The 25,599-nt window shown below is 55.1% G+C and carries 20 protein-coding genes; 5 read left to right on the top strand and 15 right to left on the bottom strand.

The window, feature by feature from the left end:
• Window positions 1-17: 17 nt before the first annotated feature.
• The 6 genes from NSS64_RS30935 to NSS64_RS30910 form a co-directional block, all read right to left on the bottom strand.
• On the bottom strand, window positions 18-830 hold the full coding sequence (locus tag NSS64_RS30935; RefSeq protein WP_340946466.1) for a uroporphyrinogen-III synthase: 813 nt from the start codon (window positions 828-830) through the stop codon (window positions 18-20).
• 91 nt (window positions 831-921) lie between these two features.
• Complete coding sequence (locus NSS64_RS30930; RefSeq protein ID WP_341142621.1) at window positions 922-2,976, bottom strand: methyl-accepting chemotaxis protein; 2,055 nt, start codon at window positions 2,974-2,976, stop codon at window positions 922-924.
• Window positions 2,977-3,207: 231 nt separating this feature from the next.
• Complete coding sequence (locus NSS64_RS30925; RefSeq protein ID WP_340946463.1) at window positions 3,208-3,609, bottom strand: Fur family transcriptional regulator; 402 nt, start codon at window positions 3,607-3,609, stop codon at window positions 3,208-3,210.
• Between the two features lie 71 nt (window positions 3,610-3,680).
• Window positions 3,681-4,796, bottom strand: a complete 1,116-nt coding sequence (locus NSS64_RS30920) for a Ger(x)C family spore germination protein (protein ID WP_341142620.1) — start codon at window positions 4,794-4,796, stop codon at window positions 3,681-3,683.
• A complete protein-coding gene (locus tag NSS64_RS30915) occupies window positions 4,793-5,890 on the bottom strand; it encodes a GerAB/ArcD/ProY family transporter (RefSeq protein WP_341142619.1) in 1,098 nt (365 codons plus the stop codon). The genes NSS64_RS30920 and NSS64_RS30915 overlap by 4 nt, the downstream gene beginning before the upstream one ends.
• A complete protein-coding gene (locus NSS64_RS30910; RefSeq protein ID WP_341142618.1) occupies window positions 5,890-7,257 on the bottom strand; it encodes a spore germination protein in 1,368 nt (455 codons plus the stop codon). Before NSS64_RS30910 ends, NSS64_RS30915 begins: the two co-directional genes overlap by 1 nt.
• 155 nt (window positions 7,258-7,412) lie before the next feature.
• On the opposite strand from NSS64_RS30910, the gene NSS64_RS30905 reads away from it, so the two are divergent.
• From NSS64_RS30905 to NSS64_RS30895, 3 genes are all read left to right on the top strand, one after another.
• Window positions 7,413-8,966 (top strand): FAD-dependent oxidoreductase, encoded by a 1,554-nt coding sequence (locus NSS64_RS30905; RefSeq protein ID WP_341142617.1) that lies wholly within the window; start codon window positions 7,413-7,415, stop codon window positions 8,964-8,966.
• Between the two features lie 175 nt (window positions 8,967-9,141).
• On the top strand, window positions 9,142-9,861 hold the full coding sequence (locus NSS64_RS30900) for a 3-ketoacyl-ACP reductase (RefSeq protein WP_076080926.1): 720 nt from the start codon (window positions 9,142-9,144) through the stop codon (window positions 9,859-9,861).
• 42 nt (window positions 9,862-9,903) lie between these two features.
• Window positions 9,904-10,224 (top strand): antibiotic biosynthesis monooxygenase, encoded by a 321-nt coding sequence (locus tag NSS64_RS30895; RefSeq protein ID WP_341142616.1) that lies wholly within the window; start codon window positions 9,904-9,906, stop codon window positions 10,222-10,224.
• A 515-nt stretch (window positions 10,225-10,739) separates the two neighbouring features.
• Here NSS64_RS30895 and NSS64_RS30890 read toward each other — a convergent pair.
• From NSS64_RS30890 to cidR, 7 genes are all read right to left on the bottom strand, one after another.
• Window positions 10,740-12,968 (bottom strand): MMPL family transporter, encoded by a 2,229-nt coding sequence (locus NSS64_RS30890; RefSeq protein ID WP_341142615.1) that lies wholly within the window; start codon window positions 12,966-12,968, stop codon window positions 10,740-10,742.
• A gap of 574 nt (window positions 12,969-13,542) precedes the next feature.
• Complete coding sequence (locus NSS64_RS30885; protein WP_340994794.1) at window positions 13,543-15,441, bottom strand: ABC transporter ATP-binding protein; 1,899 nt, start codon at window positions 15,439-15,441, stop codon at window positions 13,543-13,545.
• On the bottom strand, window positions 15,438-17,198 hold the full coding sequence (locus NSS64_RS30880; protein ID WP_340946448.1) for an ABC transporter ATP-binding protein: 1,761 nt from the start codon (window positions 17,196-17,198) through the stop codon (window positions 15,438-15,440). The genes NSS64_RS30885 and NSS64_RS30880 overlap by 4 nt, the downstream gene beginning before the upstream one ends.
• Window positions 17,191-17,577, bottom strand: coding sequence for a MarR family winged helix-turn-helix transcriptional regulator (locus NSS64_RS30875; RefSeq protein ID WP_340946446.1), 387 nt, complete (start codon window positions 17,575-17,577; stop codon window positions 17,191-17,193). Before NSS64_RS30875 ends, NSS64_RS30880 begins: the two co-directional genes overlap by 8 nt.
• Window positions 17,578-18,016: 439 nt before the next feature.
• Window positions 18,017-19,423 (bottom strand): DNA-binding protein, encoded by a 1,407-nt coding sequence (locus NSS64_RS30870; RefSeq protein WP_341142614.1) that lies wholly within the window; start codon window positions 19,421-19,423, stop codon window positions 18,017-18,019.
• 143 nt (window positions 19,424-19,566) lie between these two features.
• Entirely contained in the window at window positions 19,567-19,851 is a 285-nt protein-coding gene (locus NSS64_RS30865) for an aspartyl-phosphate phosphatase Spo0E family protein (protein ID WP_340946444.1), read from the bottom strand.
• A 114-nt stretch (window positions 19,852-19,965) separates the two neighbouring features.
• Entirely contained in the window at window positions 19,966-20,883 is a 918-nt protein-coding gene (cidR, locus tag NSS64_RS30860; RefSeq protein ID WP_340994796.1) for a cidABC operon transcriptional activator CidR, read from the bottom strand.
• Window positions 20,884-20,995: 112 nt separating this feature from the next.
• Between cidR and NSS64_RS30855 the strand changes: the two genes are divergently transcribed.
• Together NSS64_RS30855 and NSS64_RS30850 are read left to right on the top strand one after the other, a co-directional pair.
• Window positions 20,996-21,367, top strand: a complete 372-nt coding sequence (locus NSS64_RS30855) for a CidA/LrgA family protein (protein WP_036692167.1) — start codon at window positions 20,996-20,998, stop codon at window positions 21,365-21,367.
• Window positions 21,367-22,047 carry a CidB/LrgB family autolysis modulator gene (locus tag NSS64_RS30850; protein ID WP_340995755.1) on the top strand — a complete coding sequence of 227 codons (681 nt, stop codon included), beginning with the start codon at window positions 21,367-21,369 and terminating at the stop codon, window positions 22,045-22,047. Before NSS64_RS30855 ends, NSS64_RS30850 begins: the two co-directional genes overlap by 1 nt.
• Before the next feature lie 27 nt (window positions 22,048-22,074).
• Here the strand turns inward: NSS64_RS30850 and NSS64_RS30845 are convergent, their stop codons facing one another.
• The gene (locus tag NSS64_RS30845; protein ID WP_340946441.1) at window positions 22,075-23,043 is read right to left on the bottom strand and encodes a Gfo/Idh/MocA family protein; all 969 of its coding nucleotides are present in this window, start codon (window positions 23,041-23,043) and stop codon (window positions 22,075-22,077) included.
• Window positions 23,044-23,096: 53 nt separating this feature from the next.
• Window positions 23,097-25,412, bottom strand: a complete 2,316-nt coding sequence (locus NSS64_RS30840) for an ATP-dependent DNA helicase (protein WP_341142613.1) — start codon at window positions 25,410-25,412, stop codon at window positions 23,097-23,099.
• Between the last annotated feature and the right edge of the window lie 187 nt (window positions 25,413-25,599).

Raw genomic sequence — 25,599 nt, 5'->3', positions numbered from 1 at the left:
AATTGAACAGCCGGCTGCTACCGGTTAGCTGCAATATAGCGGCCCAGGGTAACGAACATGCTGCCCATCCGCTCGTGCTCCGGCATGACAATCCGCTTCACGCCTTCTTCCTTCAGGGCCTCCGAGGTCATACGGCCGACAGATACCGCCAGCACCCTCTCTTCAAAAGCCTGCACCAACGCCGCAAGCTGCCCCTGCTCCCGCGCATGCTGTGCCAGGAAGCGGAATTGCGGCGCACTTGTGAACGCCACTGCATCCACCTGTCCTTCGGTGATCTCTGTGAGCAGCAGCTCCAGTGCTCCAGGCTCCGGCTGAGTATACCGGTAAGGCTGCACACAGCTTACGGCTGCGCCCGCCTGCTCCAGCCAACCGGTCAGCTGCGGGGCAGTCTCCCCGTGCAGCTGAAGCATGACCCGCTTGCCCTGCAGATCATAGTCCTGCAGGCCGCGAATCAGTCCGGCAGAGCTGCCGTCATCGTCACGCACAACCGGCTCAAGTCCGCGCTTCTTCAGGGCATTCACTGTCTTATAACCACGGGCAGCAACAGGTGAGCCAGAGAGAACCTCCAGGAAGCGGTCCGCAAGCGCCAGCTTCGCAGCCGTCTCGAACAATGCGTCCAGCCCCATACCGGTAGTCAGAATAGCCAGATCCGGCGGCTGCTCTGTCCAGGCAATCAGCCCCTCACGCAGGGCGGCATCATCCAGAAAGGTTGTCCCTTGAGCGGGACGGTGCAGCGCGGTTCCTCCCATATTCTCTACCAGCTTGGCCATGTCTTCCGCTTTACGCGGACCGGCCAGGGCTACGGTAATGCCCTTTAATTGCTCTGCCATGAACGCTTCTCCCCTTCATCACCCCGTATTGTTGCTTACCAGTATACTTGCAAAGTGAGGTAAAAGAAAAGACCAGACCGCATATTCGGCCTCATGAATTCTGCTGTTCCCCAGGGAGGCTCTCCCCCGGCTTGACCGCTTCCGGCGCGGCAGGAGCCTGGTTTCCCGGGTACAGCTTGAAGCGTCCGACCAGCTGCTGCAATTCATCGGCTTGTCGGCTCAGGTCGGCGGTGGAAGAGGCGATCTCTTCCACCGAGGCAAGCTGCTGCTGGGCTGCTGCCGAGATCGTCTCGGTGCTGCCTGCCGCAGCCTCGGTAATGCCGCGGATCTCGCTAATAGCCTGATCCAGACTATCTGCTTCTGCAGTCAGGGTCTGAACGCCTTCGTTCATTCCGCCTATAGTCTCCGCGGCCCCCTTAATCGCCCTGCGGATACGCGAGAACGAACGTCCTGTTGTATCCACAGCCATAATGCCGTCCATCACCTTGGTCTTCGCATCCTCCATGCTTGCCGTAGCCCGGAGCATCTCTGAATGGATAGAGGCAACCTGCTCGGAGATCAGGCTTGCCGACTTTCCGGATTCTTCCGCCAGCTTGCGGACCTCCGAGGCTACCACAGCGAACCCGCGACCCTGTTCACCGGCTCTGGCCGCTTCTATGGACGCATTCAGCGCCAGCAGGTTCGTCTGCCGCGAGATTCCCGAGATCACGCCGGTAATCCCCTGGATCTGCCCGACCCGCTCACTCAGCTGATCGATGACGGTACCCATTTCCTCCACGGTCTCATGAATACCGTTGATTTTGTCGACTACGCTGATGACCGAATCATTGCCCTCCGAAGCCGACAGCGAGGTCTTGTCCATCATTACCGACACCTGCTTCATGAACTCCGAGATATGGGCTACCTCGGTTGTGGTGGCAGCCGTGCTTGCCATTCCTTTATGTACACTGTTTACCTGCTGCTGCGTGCCGGCTGCCACCTCCTGGATGGCCACTGTAACATGCTCTATAGCTTTGGTCGTCTGCTCTGCCCCTGCGCTCAGCTGCTCAGCGGAGAAAGAGACATTATCCGTCATGGTCTGCACCCCGATAATCATCTGCCGCAGATTCTCCACCATCTGGCGGAAATTTCCGGCCAGCAGGCCGATCTCATCCCCCCGGAATTCCCCGATATCCTGCGACAGGTCACCGCCGGCAATCCGCTCGGTTGCCTTACGCAGGCGGATCAGCGGCTTCAGAATCGACGCAATGTTGAAATAGATCAGCACCAGCGCCAGCAGCACGGATACAGAGATGACCAGCCAGACCGTCTCACGGATGCCGCTGGTTGCCTGCGTAATCTCATTCAAGCTGATCGTGCCTCCGATTCGCCAGCCCGTCAGCTCATTCACCATGAAGGTCATCTTCTTGGGTGCATCCTTATATACATAATCGAAGCTTCCGCTCTCACTCCCGAACATCTGCTTCACGAACTCAAGCGAGGATTCCGCGCCAATCGCTTCTGTGGGATGAACCAGGAATTTCTTGCTGCTGTCGATAATCAGAATATAGCCCTCCTGACCGACCTTGATATCCGTCATACCGGCAAGCGAGGACAGATTCAGATCAAGACTGACAACACCGTTTCCATCCGCGAGCACCGCCGATACCGCAATGGCGCTCTCTCCATTCACTGTCTGAAATACCGGGGAGATTACAGTGCCGTTGCCATGCTTAAGCGCGTTGATATAGGTATTCTCCTTGCGCGGATCATAGCCTTCCGGCAGCTCCAGCTCTGCCGCACGGATGCTCTTGCCTTTGCTGGTTCCGGCATAAATATCAAGCACATCGGGATGCAGTGCGGCATACTCCCTCAATCTGTTCTCCAGTGCAGGCGCCGCCAGTCCGGCCGCCTCGTTATTAATGGAATCTGCCGGAAGCTGTCCGGCGAAATAGAGAATATCATCTATTTTCGACTGGATATTGGAACTTATGATCTCATTCACTGCAATTACGCTTTCCTGGGCATTATTGGTAAGCTGCTTCTCAACGTTGCTGCTGGCTGATTGATAGGTTAACCAGCCTATAATGATGCTCGGTGCCAGCAGGACAAGCAGATAGGTAATAATCAGCTTCGTACGGATGTTCAGACGCACCTTTTTATTCATATGATGGACTCACTCTCTCTTTCCTTATAGGTCTTAAGAAGGATTATTTCCCGGATCCTATATATAATTAAATACCAGCCCCCGAATCCCTCTTTTTTCTGGAAACTTATGATTATTTCCCTATGTTTATTGATAATTTTTATATCAGCACAGCAAAAAGACCGTTTCCATGAAAACGGTCTTTTGTTATATTCCGTTACTAAGCGAGCCAGCATACCTCATACAAACGTCCTAGTTCTGGCGTGAATTTCTGCTCTGGCAGACCGGGCAGATGCCTCCGAAGACCACATGCGTATGAGTGATTGAATAGCCTGTATCCGCCGCCACCGAGTCACTCCACTCCTGCGGGACCTGGCTCATCACTTCATCCACGGCACCGCAGATTTCACAGACAATATGCTGGTGGTCGTCCAGTCGCGCATCATACCGGCTGGCCGCCTCGCCCAGCTTCAGCTCGCGGATCATCTGCTTATCTGTAAGGTAGCGCAGGGAATTGTAGACCGTTCCATAAGCGAGGTTATGCCCCTGCTCAACCAGCCGGTTCATGACTTCCGCAGCGGTAGGGTGATCATGGGAATTGCGGACGATATCATACACGGCTTGACGCTGAGAGGTCAGGTTCAGGGTTCTCATCTTTTATCATCCTCTAATTTGTTTTTAGATCAAGTATAAGTCCTGATGCCGGAAGCGTCAATCCTGCGGCCCTATTTGATCATGCCCGAGTATTTAACGTCCACTTTGGCATTCACGCGGAAGTCGAGACGGGGATATAGACTCTCCCATACCCTCATTTCCGTGTCGTTATTCCAGTGCCTCGCCCCGTAATGCAGCCCCCAGCCCAGCGGGTCCATTCCGCTGCCTTGTATTTTGACCAGCAGTGCGGTTACGGCATGTTCCAGTTCCGCTGCACCGGCCTCCCCAATCTCCTTCAGCATATGGTGGGTGACGATCTCCGCCGTGCTGTTCTCCTCCAGGATCGCCCGGATTTTAATGGTATAGCGGAGATAGGAATCTTCATCTGCGGGAGTGACAATCTGGTAGCTTGAAGAGGAGCTCTCCGTATAGTACTGATACATACCGCCGCCTATATGGGCGGGGAAGTTCGTCCGCAGATTGGAGCGGGACAGCAGGTTGAACAACCGGGTCTCGTCCGGGGAGAGGACCAGCTTGATTTTTCTTTTATCCAGCAGAGCGATCTTGTCAATCAGGAACTGGTCCTTCTTCTGCGCTTCAATAACCGGCAATATGGGGTCTATCCCATTCTCATAAATACTCCGCATAAGCTGGTAGGAATACACACTGGAGATGAAGGGCGACTCGGTGCCTTGCCCGCTCATTGCCAGAATCAGCGAGTTGGACGGAATGCGCTCTGACGGCGGCTTAACCTGAAGCACCTCCAGCGCCCCCGGCCTGCCCACGGCGAAATTAAGAATCAGCTGGATGTCTCTGCGCCGGACTGCCCAGTCCGTTACATGCCGGATATCATCCGCGGCAAGCCCTTCCCCCAGAATCACCGATTTGCAGTGCACATAGTCGAGCTCCTTCTCCACCTTGGACTTCATTCTGCGCAGTGCTTCAGAGATACTATCCGATTCTTCGGTCAGGATCTGCATCTTCTCGTCAATCTTCGTGACATCCCCTTGCGGAATCGCCAGCTTCAGACTAACCTTGAACGTTCCTTCCTTCCGGCCGGGATCAATGCCAATAGCAACCACAAATATTCTCCGGTCAATATCCTTGAAATTGCAGCCTGTAAGGGCCAGGGTCATGGTTGCAGACAGCAGCATCACCAGCAGAGTCCCGATTACTCCCGCTCTCACGCTCTTCGCCTCCTTACCATCCAGTAGCACCCGAATAACAGCAGGATCAGCAGCAGCTCCCCGTACCAGCGGATATGTAGCAGGAATACCCCTAGCATATTAAGATCGTACTGATCTATGCGCATCAGGAGCAGGGTGCCCGCTGCAAAAACCGCCAGAATGACGATCTCCTGCCACTGTCTGGTCTTAGGTCTGCCGGGGGCGGAGGGGAGCTGGCTGAGGAGCAGCTCTTTGCCGACATGCCACTGGATAATGGCACTGACCAGCGCCAGCGTGCTGTAAGCAAAATAAAAGAGATAGAGCATACGCTCAATCAAAAACGACTCAATCCGGATGCTGTCCGCTGTGGTGAACCAGGTGTACACATGCCGCTCGACACCGACGGTTCCGTGATATCCGATGGGCACATAAAACGTGATGGCCAGCACGAGCAGCCCCTCCAGACTCAGAATCCAGATATGCTTCAGCTTCAAGCCATGAAATACCCGGTTGAAGACCGCCATATTAATGTAGCCGCTGAATGTAAAGGTCGCTGCCGCGAGGCTGTTCCAGTCGGGAGGATGCAGGGCATGTGTCATGATCTGCAGTACGGCGTCCCAGCTAAAGTCCGGGTTCACCACCGCCTTGACTGTCGTGTATAGAATTAAGGGGAGCGTGATGGCCAGTGTAATTTCCAGTCCATAGAGCAGGGACAGCGAGTCTATTCTGGCACAGAGGCAGGTCAATACCAGGAACCCGAGCAAGACTGCCATTGGGCCGGTGTCCGGGCTGATGAACCGCAGGGTAATATCCACAAAGGACAGAAGAATCAGCGCCCCGGCCAGATACCAGAGAACCGCATATACGATAATCAGCGGAGAGGCCAGCAGCCTCGGCATCACTGAACCGAAGATCTCTGGCAGTCCCTTTCCCGGGAATTTACAAATGACACTGGTGAAAAGATAGATGAACAGCGTGCCCGTGCCCACCGCAACCAGAATGGAGGACTGCGCACCGTCGAAGCGGGCATCCAGCAGCTCCCGCGGGGCGAAGTTAATGATATTGATCAAGGAATTCATGAGAAACAGACAGTAGAAATAGCGGCTGTTTGCCATCAGGAGCCCCCGCTTTTCTTCTTCAGTGACGCTCCCAGCGAATCAAGGACGAACATCTTGAAATACGGCTGGCCGAAGCTGCGCTGGCTGCATAAGTACAGCGTGAAGCCCACCAGGCAGATCACGACACCGACAAGCCCGAGCACAGCTGCGGCAATGACAAAGAAATACTTCAGCACACGGATGGAGAAGCTCATCATATTCAGCGGAACCAGGAAATTGGATATCGCCACTACGGAGACGAGAATAATCATAATGTTGCCGATCAGCCCTGCCGCTGTAGCAGCCTGCCCCAGGATCAGACCGCCGACCGTGGTCGCTGTAGGACCGATGGCTCTGGGCAGACGCAAACTGGCCTCCGTCAGGAATTCCATCATAATCATCATCAGAATCACCTCGACAAAAGAAGGGTAAGGCACCGTAGCGCGGCTTCCCCCGATCAGCAGGGCGATCTGCACCCGCACAATCTCCGGATTGTATGAGGTGAAGGCAATGTACAAGGCCGGCAGCCATAACGTCATGGCCACGCCCAGAATGCGCAGCAGCTTCAGGAAGCGGCCGACGAAGGGCAGATGGATTTTGTCATCCATGGCGGTGAAGAAATCATTGAATATGGACGGAAGCACAATCGCATACCCGGTCGTATCCAGCAGGACCGCCACCTTGCCCTCTGCCAGATTGAATACCACCCGGTCGGGGCGCTCGGTTACTATGGTCTTGGGAAAAATGCGCAGCTTGTCGCTGCTGATATATTTCTCCAGTTCACCGGCAGCCTGCAGAATGTCGAGCTTCAGCGAGTCCAGCTTCTCTTTTAACTCCGCCAGCACCTGGTGATTCACCCGGCTCTCGTCATAGAGAATTGCCACCTTAGTCTTGGACACATTGCCGATAACGGTAAATTCCATCTTGAGCGCAGAGGACAGATACCGCCGCCGGACCAGATTGAGGTTCACCGCCAGACTCTCCCCCAGCGCATCGGAGGGACCTTGGCTGATACTCTCCGTAATCGTCTCCTTGATACTGCTGGCCTCCGCCCGGAGGACATCGAAGCAACAGAGCTTGCCCTCCCGCCCAATACAGGCATAGCCGCTGAGCAGAAGATCCAGAGCACGCTGCCCGTCTGTCACCTCTTCACTGCCGGGGTAATCGGCCACATAGCTGTAGTAGGCTGCGGGATGGCCCATCTCGTAGAACGGAGCAATAATATTGCGGCTGATGGCCTGTCCGTCTGTCACACTTTTGATATAGAGCAGGCTGACCTGTCCCGCCGGAATCGTCAAGATCTTGTCTTCAAGGTCGCCGAACCCGCTTAGCTGGCTTCTGATCCATTCGAGCAGGACCGCTTGTGTATGCTGTTGTTCCGACATAGGTCTCTGCCCCTCTCCGCCCGCTGCTCCGTGAATTTCTTCTTAGGTTGGCACTTTCTGGCGGTTTTCATGCACCTGCCGGGGGAGCGGGGCGTTTCTTTTCACGGAAGAGTGGTAATAAATGAAATGGATCATCACTTAGGAGGGACTAGACTATGAGCACACAGGAACCCCGTTCGCAAGGTCTTCCGCAATTTCCGGAATCGTTATGGCTAGACAGTACAGGTCTGCCGTCTTTTCCGGTGCTTGCGGAAGATCATGTCACAGACGTAGCTATTGTAGGGGCAGGAATTACCGGGATTACTACCGCTTATCTGCTGTCCAAGGCCGGATATAAGGTCACCCTGCTTGAAGCCGGACAGATTCTCGGCGGGGCCACCGGCTATACCAGCGCCAAAATCTCCGCCCAGCACGGCATGATCTATAATGATCTGCTGAAGCATTTCGGCGAGGAGCAGGCCAGGATGTATTATCAGTCGAACAGCGAGGCCATGGAGTGGATGATTGCCACAGCGGAGGAGCTGGACCTGTCCTGCGGGATGAGGCGGGAAGCGGCCTACCTGTATGCGGATCAAGGTGACGAGAAGACGCTGAAGGCGCTGAATAAGGAATTCGAGGCTTATGGCAAGCTGGGACTGCCCGGAGAGTGGCTGGATCAGGTGCCCCTGCCGCTGGGCGCGGGCGGGGCCATCCGGATGCCGGATCAGGCCCGTTTTCACCCGCTGGAATACCTGAAGGGGCTGCTGCAGGCGGTTCTGGACAGGGGCGGCGCCGTATTTGAGCATACGACGATCGGAGAGAAGGTCGATACGGACGGACAGATAACCCTGCATACCGAGGGAGAGAAGCTCCAGATCCGCTGCCGCCATGCCGTGTCTGCTTCCCACTTCCCCTTCTATGACGGCGGGTCTCTCTACTTCTCGCGGCTGCATGCGGAACGCTCCTACTGCCTGGCGTTCGAGCCGGAGACGGATTATGAGGGCGGCATGTATCTGAGTGCCGGTGAACCTACCCGTTCGCTGCGGGCAGTGGAATGGGGAGACCGGAAGCTGGTCATCGCCGGCGGGGAGAACCACAAGACGGGTCAAGGCATTTGTACGTTCGGCCATTATGAGAATCTGGAGCGGTTCGCCGGGGAGCTGCTGGGCATCCGCAGTATTCCGTTCCGCTGGTCCACCCAGGATCTGCTCACACTGGACCGGGTTCCTTACATCGGCAAGCGCGCCGGGGACGAGGAGATCTATATCGCCACCGGCTTCGGGAAATGGGGCATGACGAACGGAACCCTGGCTGCCCGCCTGATCGCAGACGGCATTCTGGGAAGCAGTAACCCCTACACCGGGTTATATGATCCCTCACGCTTCAAGGCGGTGCCCGCGATCAAGAACTTCATCGTGCAGAACTTCTCGGTCGCCAAGGAGCTGGTGGCTGGCAAAGTGGAGATTGTACACACCAAGACTAAGGATCTGGAGCCGGATCAGGGTGCAGTCGTCTTCCATGACGGCAAACGCGTAGGTGCCTACCGCGACCCTGAGGGCCAATTGCATCTCGTTGACAGAACCTGCACTCACCTGGGCTGTGAATGCGAGTGGAATGACGCCGAGCGCTCCTGGGATTGCCCGTGTCACGGCTCCCGCTTCTCCTACGAAGGCGATGTGCTTGAAGGTCCGGCGACCGTGCCGCTTAAGACGATCACGCCGGAAGGCTAAAGCGGGATGACCGGGCGCTGCGGGACATTAGCGGCACAAGTGGTACCGGGGGACTGGCGGCCTGCACTGCCGGAGCTGCGGCTCCGGCGTGATTGTGCCCGGCCGCTCAGGTATAATAGACAGTATCTTCTAGAATTACCCATCATTCTATATATAAGGAGCGTGACGACAGGTTATGGATTTGAGAGGAACCAGTATTGTCATTACAGGTGCAGGCAAGGGAATCGGCAAGGCGCTCGCTATGGCGCTGGCTAAGGAAGGCGCCAACCTTGGGCTGATCTCCAGAACCTCGGCGGATCTGGAGGCGCTGAAGGCGGCGCTGACCGAGGTGTACGACATCAAGGTCAGTATCGCCGTAGCCGATATTGCAGTACGTGAAGAAGCAGAGCGGGCGGTAGTAGCGCTGCAGAAGGACCTCGGCCCCTTCGACGCGCTTATTAACAACGCCGGGATCGCCCAGTTCGGCACGTTCCTGGAGATGGACCCGGCAGACTGGGAACGGCATATGCAGATCAACCTGTTCGGGGCCTATTATGTGACCCGTGCAGCACTGCCTGCGATGATCGAGCGTTCAAGCGGCAATATCATCAACATCTCCTCCACCGCAGGGGAACGCGGCTTCGCCGCAGGCTCGGCCTACTGTGCTTCCAAGTTTGCTCTTATGGGCATGACGGAGTCACTGGCGATGGAGGTACGCAAGCATAATATCCGTGTCGTGGCGCTGACCCCAAGCACAGTGAATACAGGCCTCGCTACCGGCGCGGGTCTTAAGATCGGGGACGAGGACCGGATGATGCAGCCGGAGGACGTTGCCGAGCTGACGCTCGCTGCGCTTAAGCTGCCTGACCGCGTCTTCCTGAAGACGGCAGGCATCTGGACCACCAATCCGCAATAATGGAGGCGGAAATTACGCAAAGCTCTACAAGGAGGACTTGGCATGCTGGTAGTTACTAATACGATTAAGATCAAGGAAGGGCATGGTGAAGCGCTGGCCTCACGGTTCAGCGCAGATAACGGGGTGCAGAGCATCCCCGGCTTCATCCGCATGGAGGTGTGGCGCGGCGCTCCCAAGGAAGGCGTAGAGGAGCTGAAGATCAGCACCGTCTGGGAGAATGAGGAAGCGCTGAACGGCTGGACCTCAAGCCCCTCCTTCCGGGACTCGCACCGCGGTGCCGGCCGGAACGAAGCCATTGTCGGCTCCTCGCTCGACAAGTACGAGCTGGTGCACAGCCGCACTCCAGACGTTCAGGCTGAATAGTAGCACATCAGATCTAAACATGTTGAGAATTACTTTAACTAATAGCTTGCTGAGGGGTTAACTCATCCCGATTAGGGTGCAAGGGGTAGGCTTAATTGCAATTCGTACAACTAAATCGTCCGATACGCTGCCAAATCTCCGTTTAGATGTAGTTCGTGCAATTAAAATGCCCCTATACCTGGATTTTCGCCCATCCGGGCAAATTTAGTTGTACAGACTACACTTAGAAGAGGAAGTCCACCCGTTTCCCTGTTTTTAGTTGCACAGAATACACTTATCCCTGTTTTTTCACTACGAAGGCAGCTTCGTACCTTACTGCTTTTATGGAATGAACTCACTTGTTTAATTCTGATGATCTACTAGCTTTATACAAAAGAAGCGCTTCTCCCTTTAATAAAGATTTGCTGGCAAAAGCAAAAAAATCGCTCCTTTCGGGATGGTTGATGGATCTTCCATTTACCCGAAAGGGCGATTTCTTTGTTGTTTTTTCAGAAAATTGCTGAACTAACCACTTCTTACCGCTGTGTATCCGAAGCAGAGGCTTCGCTTATCTCCTGATGCTTGCCGGGCCAGAAGGCCGCGCGGCCAAAGAGGACGGTGATGGCCGGGACCAGGAACGGACGGACCACGAAGGTATCCAGCAGGACACCGATCGCAGTGATGATGCCGAACTGGACCAGTACCTGAATCGGAAGACTTGCCAGAACGGCGAATGTACCGGCCAGGATAAGTCCGGCGGAGGTAATGACCGAGCCGGTCTCATTCACACCTTCTGCAATCGCCTGCTTCAGCGGCATATGCTTACGTTTTTTCCAGATATTCGAGATCATGAAGATGTTGTAATCCTCCCCGAGCGCTACCAGGAAGACGAAGGAATATAGCGGAATGGACCCTTGAATCGCATCTGCTCCGAGCACATAATGAATGATGATCCAGCCCAGGCCCAGTGCCGAGAAGAACGATAGAATTACTGTCCCCACCAGATATACTGTGGCTACGACAGATCTGAGATAGACCAGCAGCAGCACCGTAATCAGGCCGATAACAACCGGGATGATCAGATCGGTGTCACGTTCCCCAAGCTCCTTGGTATCGTGCTGGGTAGCGGTCTGGCCGCTAATCCATACCTTATCCTGCGCGTTCTCAATCCCTGATTCCGTCAGGGCCGACTCAACCGTAGCCTGAAGTGCCGGGATGTGGTCCATCGCCTCAATCGAATACGGATTGTCCTTGAACTCAATATCATAGGCGGTAATCTTCGGGTTAACGGCCCCTTGCTGCGGGTCTGAGACCACATCCACGTAGGACAGGCTGCTCAGCACCGATTTCAGGTCTTCTCCGCCGGATAACCCTTCCGTATCGACCATCAGCTTGGCGGGTGCCAGCTCACCGGGGGAGAATTGCTTGCCGATCAGGTCGAAGCCTTCCCGCGACTCCATAGTCTTCGGGAACGACGACAGAATATCATAGGTGAACTTAATTCCGCTGGAGAATGAGGCCAGCACTCCCAGAAGTATTACAGTAATTCCGACAATGGCCCACGGGCGGGATACCACCAGGTACCCGATTCCCTTACGGCGGGCAGGCTGCGGCTGCGGGACCGGTCTGCCCTTGGCCTTGGCCCGCTCTGCTTCCATCTGCGGCGTGCGCGGCACGAACGGGAAGAAGGAGGTCCGTCCGAAGATCGCCAGCAAGGCCGGAACCAGGGTCAGACTGGCTACCCCCATAATCAGAATCGAGACGCTGAACGGCACTGCAAACCGGTGGTACGCGCCGTATTTGGCCAGCAGCAGAGCGAAGAGGGCCAGCACCACGGTGAAGCCGCTCATCGCAATCGCCCCGGAGGAGTGGGAAATGGCGCTCAGCAGTGCGCGCCCCTTATTCTCCTCCACCTTCAGCATCTGACGGAAGCGCGAGATCAGGAACAGGCAATAGTCTGTCCCTGCCCCGAAGAGCAGCACCGTCATTATCGAGACTGCCTGCGAATCCACTGTAATCCAGCCTTCCCTGGCCATCAGGCCAAGCACCGGGCTGGTTACGCCATAAGCGAAGCCTACAGCGACCAGCGGAATCAGCGCCAGAATCGGCGAACGGTAGATCAGCAGCAGGAAGACCAGCACCAGAATGACGGTGGCAATCAGCAGCGACACGTCGGCATTCTTGAACAGCCCTGTAGCATCTACCGAGATTCCGACCGGGCCGGATACGCGCAGGCTCAAGTCTCCGCTGTCCGGCTTGGCGGCAGACGGGTCAGTCCCCGTCTCCGTCCGCACCAGCTCCTTCAGGCTCTTCAGCGACTCTCCGAGCTGGTCGCTGTCCGCCGTCTTGTCGAACAGCACCGGGGTAATGAGCGTGCTCCGGTCCTCCGACAAGGACGCCTGCAGCGCCTGCGGCGGCAGCTTGCCCAGCGGCGGAACGAAGTTCTGATGCATAAGAGGCTGCTGCTCCAGCTTGCTGTATACTGCTGTTATATGTACGAGATCCTCCTCCGGGATGCCTCCGTCACGATGCCAGACGAGCAGTGCCGGCACTCCGCTTCCGGCCGGAAATTCTCTCTCGGCAACGACCGATGCCCGCACCGATTGTGAATCCTCAGGCAGATTGGAGGCATTGTTAGCAACCTGTGAATTCACTGATGGCCATAGCATCGTAAGCACCCCGACCAGTGCAACCCACACCAGCAGAGTAATCCATTTGGTCTTGCTCCCTGCTACCCATTTTCCGTAGCCCGACATACCTTTCATCCTCTCTCCTATCCGTCCGCCCAAAAAATGAGCCGCGGGTCATTTTGATATCCTTATCATATATACCCCGAAAATTTTAAGCAAATCTTTTTTCTGAAATGTTGAAAAACTAGAGTGATCACTGCCGCTGTGCCCCCTGGAATGCCTGAACTTATGCCGTGGACGCAGGGGGGCCCGGACTCTTTTTCTAGTATAATCTGGAAAATACTATATAATACACAGGCGTCTAAAGACTATGACTTGAACCCTGCACACGGAAATCTTGCAGTTATTGCAACTTTCGCTTACAGATAACCTGAATATTTGGAGGATTGCTGCACGAAATGCAGGAATTTTCATTGGCAGCCTATGGATGGAGGAGGAATGCTGCCTTCTGTACAACAATTTAAGATTAACGCCAATTGGATGCGGGGAAAGTTGTATTTTATGCAGGAAAAGGCTGGGGTTTTGGATGAGTTGCAAAAAAGCGTTCATACAGAGAATGTCCGAGGACGCTCTGCATGAACGCTAGGTGATGCCTGGCTGTGACCTACAGCCGGTTATATTCAGGTAACTATTCCATTCAGATCAGAGATCAGCCTGCGTCCGGCAGGTCATCCCCGGAGAACTGGCTGTTATAGAGATCCGCATAGAAGCCGCCCGCTTCCAGCAGTTCCACATGGGTGCCCTTCTCAATTACGCTACCCTGGTTCATCACCAGGATCAGATCGGCGTCCTTGATGGTGGACAGGCGGTGGGCGATCACGAAGCTGGTTCTGCCGTGCATCAGCGTGTTCATCGCCTTCTGGATCTGCACCTCTGTCCGCGTATCTACGCTGCTGGTGGCTTCATCCAGAATAAGGATGGACGGATCGGCCAGAATCGCCCGGGCGATGGTAAGCAGCTGCTTTTGACCCTGGGAGATGTTCGAGGCCTCTTCATTCAGAATCGTGTCATACCCGAGCGGCAGCGTACGGATGAAGTGATCGGCATGCGCAGCCTTGGCTGCCCGCACCACATCAGCCTCCGAAGCCCCTTCCCGGCCGTAAGCGATATTATCGCGGATGGTCCCGTTGAACAGCCAGGTATCCTGAAGCACCATACCGAATTTGCTGCGCAGCTCGCTGCGCTTCATATCGGTGATATTCACACCGTCAATCACAATCTCCCCGCCGCTGATCTCATAGAAGCGCATAAGCAGGTTGATCAGCGTGGTTTTGCCGGCTCCGGTTGGCCCTACAATTGCGATGGTCTGTCCCGGACTGACCTCGATGTTCATGTCTTCAATCAGGAGTTCACCCGGCTTGTATCCGAACTGCACGTGACGGAATTCCACAGAGCCCTCTTCTGCAGCTGCTGAACGTTTCGCCAGTGTAGCCGCCACTTCAGGGACTTCCTCTTCCTCATCCAGCAGTTCAAATACACGTTCTGCCGATGCGATGGTGGACTGAATGATGTTGGCAATATTGGCAGTCTGCGTAATCGGCATGGTGAACTGGCGCGAATACTGAATGAATGCCTGGATGTCACCGACGTCGATCGCTTTTTTGGTCACGAAGATCCCGCCGACCACACAGACCAGCACATACCCCAGGTTCCCGATGAACATCATCAGCGGCATAATAATCCCGGAGATGAACTGGGAGCGCCAGCCGGAGTTATACAGCTCCTCATTGATGGCATTGAAGTCCTTCAGGGAATTCTTTTCCCGTCCAAAAGCCTTGATGATCCGGTGCCCGGTATACATCTCCTCCACATGACCATTCAGCTGGCCCAGCGATTTCTGCTGTCCGACGAAATAGGTCTGGGAGCGCTTGGTGATCAGCATAATCACCACGAAGCTCAGCGGCAGCGTTACGATCGTAATCAGGGTCAGCCACGGGCTGATCGTCAGCATCATCACAATAACCCCGACAATCGTCACAATGGAGGTGATCAGCTGGGTCAAGCTCTGCTGCAGAGTGGTGCTGATGTTGTCCACATCATTGGTCGCCCGGCTGAGCGTCTCCCCGTGGGTCCGGGAATCAAAGTATTTCAGCGGCAGCCGCTCCAGCTTGCTGTTGATCTGCTCGCGCATATCGTAGACAACCTTCTGTGCCACACCGGCCATGACGTACTGCTGGATATAACTGAACAGCGCGCTGAACAGATACAGCCCTGCCAGCAGGATCAGAATATCATTCACATAGCCAAAATCAATCTTTGCCCCAGGTACATCCATCATCTTGCCATAAGCGCCTTCGAACAGCTTGGTCGTTGCCTTACCCATCACCTTAGGGCTGAAAATACTGAATACGGTACTGGCAATCGCCATTACGAATACGATAATCAGCTGTACCTGGCGCGGGCGCAAATACCGGACCAGGCGGCGCAGGGTGCCCTTGAAATCCTTCGCCTTCTCGGGAGGCATACCCATGCCGGGTCCGCCCGGGCCGGGGCCGAATCCGCCGTGTCTGCGGGCGGGCGGTTTCATTGCTTTGTTCTGCTCACTCATGCTATTTCCTCCTCTGACAGCTGCGAGGATACAATCTCGCGGTACACCTCATTGTTGTCCAGCAGCTCGCGGTGCGTACCCATACCGACAATTTGACCTTCATCCAGTACGATAATCCGGTCTGCATCCATTACCGTGCTTACCCGCTGTGCGACGATAAGGACCGTAGATTCCGTAGTCTCCTCCTTGAGTGCGGCACGCAGCTTGGCATCGGTCTTGAAGTCCAGCGCGGAGAAGCTGTCATCGAACAGATATACCTCCGGCTTGCGGACGAGGGCACGGGCTATCGACAGACGCTGCTTCTGGCCGCCGGAGACGTTACCGCCCCCCTGGGAGATGCTTGAATCGAAGCCTTCCTTCATCGCCGTGACAAAGTCATAGGCCTGTGCCACCTTGGCGGCATGAAGAATCTCCTCCTCGGTTGCATCCTCTTTGCCGTACCGGATATTCTCGTTGATGGTACCGGTGAACAGCACGGCTTTTTGCGGAATATAACCAATCTTGCTCCGCAATTCCTCCTGCGTCATCTGGCGCACATCCACACCGTCCACACTTACCGTACCTTCTATGGCATCATAGAATCTCGGAATCATGTTCAGCAGCGTGGACTTGCCTGACCCGGTTCCGCCGATAATGGCGGTAATCTCACCGGGGCGCGCACTGAAGGTAATTCCCGACAAGGCTGCCTGCTCTGCACCCGGATAAGCGAAGGATACATTGTCGAACTCCACATACCCGTGCAATCCGTCACGGCCGTCCTCCTGTGTAGCTGTAGCCGTAGTCTTCAGTTCTGCAGAGGTAGGGTCCTTAATCTCTGGCTGCATATCCAGCACTTCATTAATGCGCAGCGCTGAGGCAGAAGCTCTTGGAATCAGCACGAACATCATCGACACCATGATCAGCGAGAACATAATCTGCATGGCATACTGAATGAATGCCATCAGGGAGCCAACCTTCAGATCCCCGTCGCCGATTCGGATTCCGCCGTAATACAGAATGGCAATCATCGAGAAGTTCATGACGATCATCATCAGCGGCATCAGGCCCGCCATCACCTTATTGACTTTGATTGCAGTATCCGTAAGATCTGCGTTGGCCGCACTGAACCGTCTGTTCTCATGCTCAATCCGGTTGAAGGAGCGGATGACGCGGATACCGGTCAGATGCTCGCGCAGCACCAGATTTAATTTGTCCAGCTTGATCTGGATCGCCTTGAACAGCGGCAGACCCTTCATTCCGATGAAAAATATCGCTCCGACCAGCAGCGGAATCACCACTACAAAGATCAGCGAGAGCTTGGCGTCCTCCGACACCGCCATAATAATCCCGCCGATCATCATCATCGGAGCACCGACCATCATGCGGAGCATCATAGTCAGTACCGTCTGAACCTGTGTAATATCATTAGTGGTACGTGTAATCAATGAGGCCGTGCCCAGCTTGTCGAATTCATGGAGCGTAAAGTTCTCCACATGATTGAACACCCGTGAACGGGTATTCTTTCCGAAGCCTGCCGCCACTCTGGCTGACAGATAGCTGGCAATAATAGAGCATAGCACACCTCCGGCCGCCACCAGCAGCATGAAGCCGCCAATTCTCCAGATATACGGCTGGTCACCCTCCACAATCCCTTTGTCGATAATGTTACTCATCAAGGTGGGAAGATACAGATCGCCCATGGACTGCAGGAATACCAGAATCAGTACCCCTGCGATAGCCAAGCGGAAGGGCTTCAGTTGTTTCATTAATTTAATCATGCTTCTCATCTCCGTTCATTTGTAACCGGTCTAGATTAGGCGGAGGATTATCCTCCATAAAGGCATAGACTTTCAGTAGCAGTTCCGCCAGTTGATCAGATTCTTCCTCACCTAAGTACTCCACCATCTTGTTCAGTGTGGCGTCCATATGGTCCCTGGCCCTGCGGGTAATAATTTTCCCCTGTTCGGTCAACTTGATGCGCACTACCCTCCGGTCAGACGGATCAGCCTGCCGTTCTACCATCTGCTTGGCTTCAAGACTGTTAATCAGCTGGGTTACTGTTGGCGGAGTCAGTCCCAGGAAGCGGCTGATCTCCGACACCTTGAGTCCCAGATCTGAAGCATGCGACGCCCGTGCAATACATATCAATAAAGTCATCTCACTTGGCTTATGCCCCTCCACCGAGTGATGCCAATGCCCCTTGCGCAGCTTCCGGAGTGCAGAGAAAAGCTTGTGTCCGACTGAGTTTTCACCTTCGCGATTTATCCCAATGCTTCCACCTCCATTTTTAGTTAGGTCTACAAATAATTAAACCCTATATTAATTAGGCTACCTAATTATATTTTCGTGCCCGCACTTTGTCAATTCTTGAATGCGCTCTTAATATTTACAGAATGGAGAACATCATTCGGCAGAGCCATGTAACTTTTTTCACATTATCACGCGCAAACGCTCCCGCGACACAAAGGGCCGGGGAGTCTCTCTTAGCTATACAATTAACTGCTCTAATCCGCTCTAGAATTCCACTCCGTGTTCAACAGCAGTTAGCCCTCTGGTCTTGGACTTCTGATCTGTTCCTATACCCGCAAGGATGAAGCTAAACAATACCAAAACGCTGACCGTCATCAACAGTGATCTCTTCATGCGCTCTCACCTCCCTGATGAGCTCCCGGTATGCATTCTGCTGGGTATCGGAGGCATAGTCTCTGTTCAGTTCAAATAAGGTTACACAATTAATAAAGTCCTTGCCGCTGTTCAGCCTGATGGTCAGACGCAGACAATGAATGATATAGTCGATTCCCTTGGCATATTGCTGGCGGGAGATATGGTAGATCGCAATCTGATAATAGAGACGGTACACCCGGTCTACATTGATCGTATCCTGGAATTGTTCAAAACGCAGCATCTCCCGGGAAAAGCGCGACATCACCGTATCAGCGGAGAACCCGAAGCGGTTGGCCGACTCCATAATGATCACCATGCCGGACAGAATCTCGCCGGGATGCTCGGACAAGAACGCGATATAGGACGGCAATACAGAGATGTTGCCCATCAGAATCTCCAGCGTGAACCCGTTGGCCGTGGCAAACAGCTTGAAGCTGTCCACACTGCTGCGCCCCTCGTCATCCAGCATCTCGAACCATCCCAGGTCCGCATAGCCGGCGGTATATTTCTTGGCCTGCTCATATTCCCCCTGCTTCGTAAGCGCCGATGCCTTCAGCAGATAACCGTGCCCGTAATAGACCACCAGCGGGCGTTCCGCCTGAAAGGGCTCCCCTCTCCTCGCCTTGCTGCGGCGCAGCTCCTCGCGGTAGATTCCGCTTGCTAACGCCCTCAGCTCATCGGAGAATTTCTCCACATCCTTCCAGCGGTGCAGCGCGAAGCATACCTTCGCCAGCTTCAGCAGCCCGTCCAGCTGCATCTCCTCGGGAAGCAGCCCGCGGTACGGCTCGAAGCTGATGACGGCGCGCAGCTTCTGCTCCATATCCACATCCGGAGTAGACTGCAAAGACATGAAGATACGGTACTGGCTAATCGCCATACGCTCGGAATAGCTGTCTTGTTCATGGTCTACAATCAGCTTGTAGAATACGATGGACTCCTGTACTTTGCCGCTGCAGAATAGCCTCTCTGCCACCCTGTAGATGATATCCAGCGGCCGCTGATATTCCATAATCCGCCTTAAGACCTCTTCAATGCATTGCTGCTTGCCCATCTCGGCACATTTAACCAGGAAGGGCTCGATACGGCGGCGGGAGATCCGCTCTTCACTGAAGCACTCATCCACATACAGCGGATACAGCCAGCCTTCCGGGAAGCCGAAGGCCCGGATCATGGCATCGAGCTGTCCCAGCGAGATGGGCTTCGGCGGATTGCCGTGAAGAATGGCGCTGAGACTGCCGCGGTTCAGGCCGGAGACTTTGGCAAATGAGGCAAGATTATGGCCCGAGCGGGACAGACTCTTCTCGATTTCCGTACGTAATGTAGTCAGCTTCGCCTCCACCCGGCACCTCCCTATCCATCATTCAGGTTATCCTTCTATTAATTGCCATTATAGGACAACACTATGAAAAGCACAACAAAATGGCCCCACATTAGTAGGACCATGATTAACAAACACCGTCAGATGCTCGGGTGTATTATAGATTATTGCTGCAGAGCCGCCTGATTCCTGATCCGCTGGCTCTTCTTATTCTTGCCGTAGGGCGCGGCTCCATTCTTGCGGCTGCGCAGGCTCTCCATCATCAGGTTCTGGGCCATCACAATATATCCGTCCAGCCGCTGGCTAAGCTCCAGCACTGCATGGTCGCTCAGACTCCGTTCCTGGGCCACCTCCAGCAGCTCGCTTCTTAAATTCTCTATAGTAAGGAACAGCTCATCTTCTCTGTAATCCCGGCCGCTAATATCAGGAGAATTCTGGTAAAGGTTCACGGTTACTCACCTTCTCTCTATCAACTTCTCCCTTATCATAAATCATGATGCCAAAAAACAAAATTTGCAAAAAAAGAAAAAAATGTCGGCGGAAGTATAAATAAGCTCTGTTATTTATATATCCTCCGGAGGCTCCGGCCGCGAATACCGCTCTCCTAATACATTCATCGCAAAAGCAATCCACTCCCTCGCGGCAAAGGACAGATAGCGGTCCTTGCGCCAGATCATGCCCAGCTGCCAGGGAATCACCGGCTCGGTCAGGGGAATCACCGCAATCCGCGAACGGTCGATATCCCGGCAGATGGTCTCCGGCAGCAGCGCAATGCCCATTCCGGCGGCCACCATCCGGCTGATCAGATCCCATTGGGAGCTTTCATAGACCACCTTGGGCTGAAAGCCCGCCTTGACGCATTCCGAGATAATCCGGTCATGGAGGGCGAAGTCCTCCCGGAACAGGACGAACTCCTCCCCGGCCAGCTCTTTCAGCGGCACCTGCTGCGCTCCGTCCAGACGGTGGCCTGTGGGAACCAGCAATTCCAGCTTCTCCTCCACAAAGGTGAAGCAGTGGAATCTGGCCGGGTCCACCGGCAGTACAATCGCCCCGATATCGAGCTGGCCGGACTCTACGTCATCCTCCACTTTCTTCGCCCCGTCCTCATGCAGCCGGATCGTCACCTCGGGATACTTCCGGTGGAATTCCCCGATGACCGCCGGGAAGAAGCTGGCCCCCACCATGGGCGGAAGTCCGATACGGATATGCCCCTGCTTCAGATTGCGCAGGCTGTCCAGCTCGGAGGAGAGGCTGGCAAAGGACTCTACAATGTTCTGCGCCTTGACGAGCAGCAGCTCTCCGGCATCCGTCAGACGGATGCTCCGGCCTTCGCGGTAGAACAGATCGGCCCCCAGCTCCGTCTCCAGATTGCGGACCATCTTGCTGATGGTCGGCTGGGTGATATACAGCGATTCTGCGGCTCTGGAGAAGCTGTTCAGCCTGGCAGCCTGCACGAAATACTCCAGCTGTCTGATATCCATTAGGTACCCTCCATGCATAGACAATTAGAATGTGAGCTATTCAATCCATTCATTGTACCTATGAAAGAATTAGATGTAAAATTTCAGTAAGAGATGAAAGGAGGTAATCATGATGAAAAAGATTGCCTTAGGCTTACTGCAGGTGGCCGGACTAACCGTGTTCTCCCTGCTCGTTAACGGATTAACCTCACTACTGCATATTCCGCTTCCCGGAAGCATTATCGGGATGATTCTATTATTCCTGCTGCTCGAATCCGGCGTGATCCGGCTGAACTGGGTGGAAGCAGGAGCTTCATGGCTGCTGGCTGAGCTGCTGCTGTTCTTCATTCCATCGGCTATCGGGGTCATGAACTACTCGAAGCTGCTGGAATCCTTCGGCCTGCAGGTACTGGCTGTTGTGCTGGTAGGCACCTTTGCTGTCATGGCCAGCTCAGGTCTGCTGACAGGCGTTATCTATAAAGTAAAGGAGCGTAGAAGCTCATGATGACCGGACTATTATTCCTTGGACTTACCATCACGGTATATCTTATAACCAAACGGATCTATGCGGCCAGCGGTAAAATGTACACTTCTCCGCTGATCATCACTCCGCTGGTAATCATCGGCTTCCTGCTGATCACTGGCAGCTCTTATGAATCCTACAATGCAGGCGGCAAATGGCTGTCAGACCTGCTTCAGCCGGCGACAATCGCCTTTGCGATTCCGCTGCACAAGAACTTCAAGCTACTCAAAAAACACGCCGCCGAAATTGCGGCAGGCGTGCTGTCAGGAACGGTAACGGCTGTACTGTCGTCCATGCTGCTGGCCAAATTAATGCACCTGAGCGGAGATCTCGCCACCAGCCTGGTCCCCCGTTCGGTAACTACGCCGATTGCCATGAGCATCTCGCAGAGCATCGGCGGAGTTCCCAGCATCACCGCAGTCTTCGTCATCCTCACGGGTGTGCTGGGTACGATGATGGGGCCTTCGGTGCTGCGCCTCTTCCACATTGAGAATGAAGTGGCACGCGGAGTCTCGCTGGGCACTGCAGCGCATGGCACCGGTACCTCCAAGGCCTTCGAGCTTAGCTCGCTGACCGGAACCATCTCCAGTATCTCGATGATTCTGGCGGCGCTGTTCTCCATTGGGCTGGCACCCGCACTCCTCGCAGTGTTCATTCATTAAGCAGCTCCCTGGCCCTAAGACGGAGGCCTACAGCTTCACAGGCAATCCGCTCTGGGCGGATTCATACGCGGCGCAGGTTACCTTCAGCGTCTTGTACCCATCCTCATAATCGCTGAGAATACGGGAGCGGTCTCCGGTACGGACAGCGTACAGGAATGCCTCACTCTCTACTGCGTAAGGGTTGCCCGTATTCTTGTATTCCTTGCTGTCCCCGCTGCGGACTTCGAGAAGACGCTCCGGATTCCAGTCAAGCATGCCGTTGTCATTATAGAAGCTGATTCCGGCCTTGTTCACCTCACCGGGCAGCACACAGGTATTGGAGATGCTGGCGATAATGCCGCTCGCAAGCTTCAGCGACACGGTGCCCACATCGGCTACGGTCACCCCTTCATGCTTCTCATGCATAATCCGGTTGCCGAACATGCCGTAGACCTCTGTCACCTCACCGGCCAGATAACGCAGCAGATCAACAATATGCGTCGTCTGCTCCGTGAATTGCCCGCCGGACTGCTCCTGATTGCGCCACCACGCCACGCCGGGCATTCCGCCCATCCATTCTCCGGTAATCATCCCTACCTTGTCTCCGGCAAGCGTCTGCTTCAGCCGCTGGATATTCTCCTGATAGCGGAAATGATAGCCTACCGAAGTCAGCAGCTGATGCTGCTTGATATCCTCCAGCAGACTGGCCGGAATGGCCGTACTTGAGCCTAGCGGCTTCTCGATGAAAAAGGGGATATCCCTGCGGATCAGCGCCCGTTCAATCGCCCCGTGCGACTGTGGCGGCACACAGATGTAGACGGCATCCAGCTTGTGGCTGTCCAGCATCTCGGTCATCTCCCCGTAGCCTTCGGCCCCGTAAGGGCGGGCCATCTCTTCTCCCTTAAGCTTGCTGCTGCCGCAGACCGCCTTCAGCGACACATCCTCCATGCCCGCCAGCAAATCCGCATGTACCTTGGAGAACCAGCCTGTTCCAACAAGTCCGATATTAAGCGTCATGTCATTACCTCCTGAGTTGTCTGGTGAATGTCTTTTCAGTAGATTATACCCGCTTAGGTCATAACAGAGTAGTCCCGCCACTCCTCTGGGAGCAGCTGCCGGTAGGAAGGCTGCATGAAGCGGTCGTCTGCGAGCACAATGACCCCGCTGTCGCTCTCACTGCGGATCAGCCGCCCTCCAGCCTGCTGCACCTTGCACATGCCAGGGTAGATATAAGCATAATCGAAGCCGTTCTTGCCCTGTGACTGGAAATAGCTACGGAGCAGATTGCGCTCCAGACCCACCTGCGGGAGTCCTACCCCCACCACCATCACCCCGTTCAACCGGTCGCCGGGCAGATCCACCCCTTCGGAGAAAATACCGCCCAGCACGGCAAAGCCAAGCAGCGGCTCCGGGTTATCCGGGCGGAAGGCCGCAAGGAAGCTCTCCCGCTCCGGCTCGCTCATCCCGCTGCCCTGCAGCAGCGTAGGCACTTCAGGGTACTTCTCAGTGAACACCTCATAGACATTCCTCAAATACACATAAGAGGGGAAGAAGACCAGGTAGTTGCCCTTCTTCGAGACCATGCCTTTAAGAGCATTACTAAGCGGCTGTAAGGAAGCCTCCCGGTCATGAAACCGGGTGGATACCGGCAGGACAGACACCTGCCACTGCTCTTTGTGAAAAGGCGAGGCCAGGCTCAGACTGTAGTCCTCCTCGCCTGCACCGATCATGTCCCTGTAGTACGAGAGCGGGGAGAGGGTCGCAGAGAACAGAATCTGGCTGCGAAAGCTCTTGCCCATTTGCTGCAGCAAATGCGACGGATCGAGATTGAACAGCTTCAGATACACATCTCCGCTGTGCACCTCGGCATAGGTAATGTAGCGTTCATCGTAGGTTTTGAAGGTGCGAAGCATCCCCTGTACTGCGTAATAGGTATCCAGCAGGCTATCCGCCCCGTCCTCCTCCGCCTGCACAGAGCTTACCGGGAAAGAGGAATTCAGCAGCTCCAGCTCCGCTTCGGCTGCGAAGTTCTCCAGCAGCTCCGGCAGTTCCTCCGGATAGGCCGCCCACTCTCCCGCACCCTTATCACCGCAGATCTTGCGCAGCGCAATGAAGAAAGCGTTCACCGCTTTGGCGGCAGTGCCGAGCCGGGGATTCGCCGTTTTGTAGGTCCGGCTGAGCGCCAGGAAGGGTGCCTTGGTAAGCGCAGCCGAATACATCTCCCGGCCCCGGTCCACCAGATTATGCGCTTCATCCACCAGCAGCACAGTGTTCTTCTTACGCTCCTCAGACATGCGCTTCAGACTGATGCGCGGGTCGTAGATATAATTGTAATCGCAGATAACAACATCGCAGGCATAGGCGGCATCCAGCGAGAATTCAAACGGGCAGACCTGATGCTTATGGGCATAGCCGGCGATCGTCTCCCGGGTCATCAGCGTCTCATGCTCCAGCATATCAATCAGCGCGCCGTTGATCCGGTCATAATAGCCCTCCGCATACGCGCAGGAATCCGTGCCGCAGATGCCTTCCTCCCGGAAACAGGCCTTCTCCTTCGCCGTCAGCGCAATGACATGCAGATGCAGCCCCCGGAGGTTCAGCATCGTGGCTGCCTCCTGCGCCGCGATCCGTGTAACGGTCTTGGCGGTCAGATAGAAGATACCGGCCGCCTTGCCTTCACCCAGCGCTTTGACCGCCGGGAACAGGGTGGACATGGTTTTGCCGATGCCAGTTGGTGCCTGGGCGAAGAGGTTCGCCCCCTCAGCAATGGAGGTGTAGACTGCGGCGGCGAAATGGCGCTGGCCGGGCCGGTAAGCCGAGAATGGAAAGGACAGGTTCGTGATGCTCTCCCCTCTCTTCGCCTTGTAACGGACCATCATCACGGCATACGGTGCATACCTGCTTACCGTTTCTAGCGCAAAGGCCGTCAGCGCTTCACGGGACATCTCCCGGTAGAGACTGTACTGTGCCTCGCTTCCCCGCTGCACATAGGTGAGCTTCACCTGAATGCAGGGAAGCTCAAGATCCGTTGCCAGCATGTAAGCGTACATGTAAGCCTGCGCCCAGTGTACCTCCTTCCCTTCAAGCGCAGGGTCCGGGATTCCGGCCATGGACTTAATCTCCTCCACCGTCAGGCTCCCATCCTCCGCCGTAAGCAGGCCGTCGCAGCGTCCGTCAATCTGGAACAGCAGCTCTCCGTAAGCAATCCCGGTCTTCAAATAGACCTCCTTGCGGTCCCCTTCCTTGTATTGCTTCTGGATCAGCTGATGGCTGCGCGTCCCCTCCGCCATGGCGGCTCCGCTGCGGAAGCCCGGCTCCAGACTGCCGCTGCTGTAGGCAAATTCCACAAGCGCCCTCACGGACAGTGTGATTTCTGTATGCTCCATCCGTCCCCACCTCCAATAATTTCCGCCAGCTTCCGCTGCATAAGGCTCATATTCTTCGTTTAACGCCGATATTCCCCCGCCTGAGGGAGTGGCCTGCGCCGGGTTCGTTCTAGCCGTAGTTTACGCGCGCTCCAGGGAGTATACGGCCGCTTCTGATTTTTGACATTCCTTCCCTGGCACTGCATAA

Origin of the sequence: Paenibacillus sp. FSL H8-0122 (genome assembly GCF_038005345.1) — a bacterium.
In the GTDB taxonomy this organism is placed as follows: domain Bacteria; phylum Bacillota; class Bacilli; order Paenibacillales; family Paenibacillaceae; genus Paenibacillus_AQ.
The sequence above is the reverse complement of the archived record's forward strand: the minus strand, read 5'-3'. Positions and strand labels throughout refer to the sequence as shown.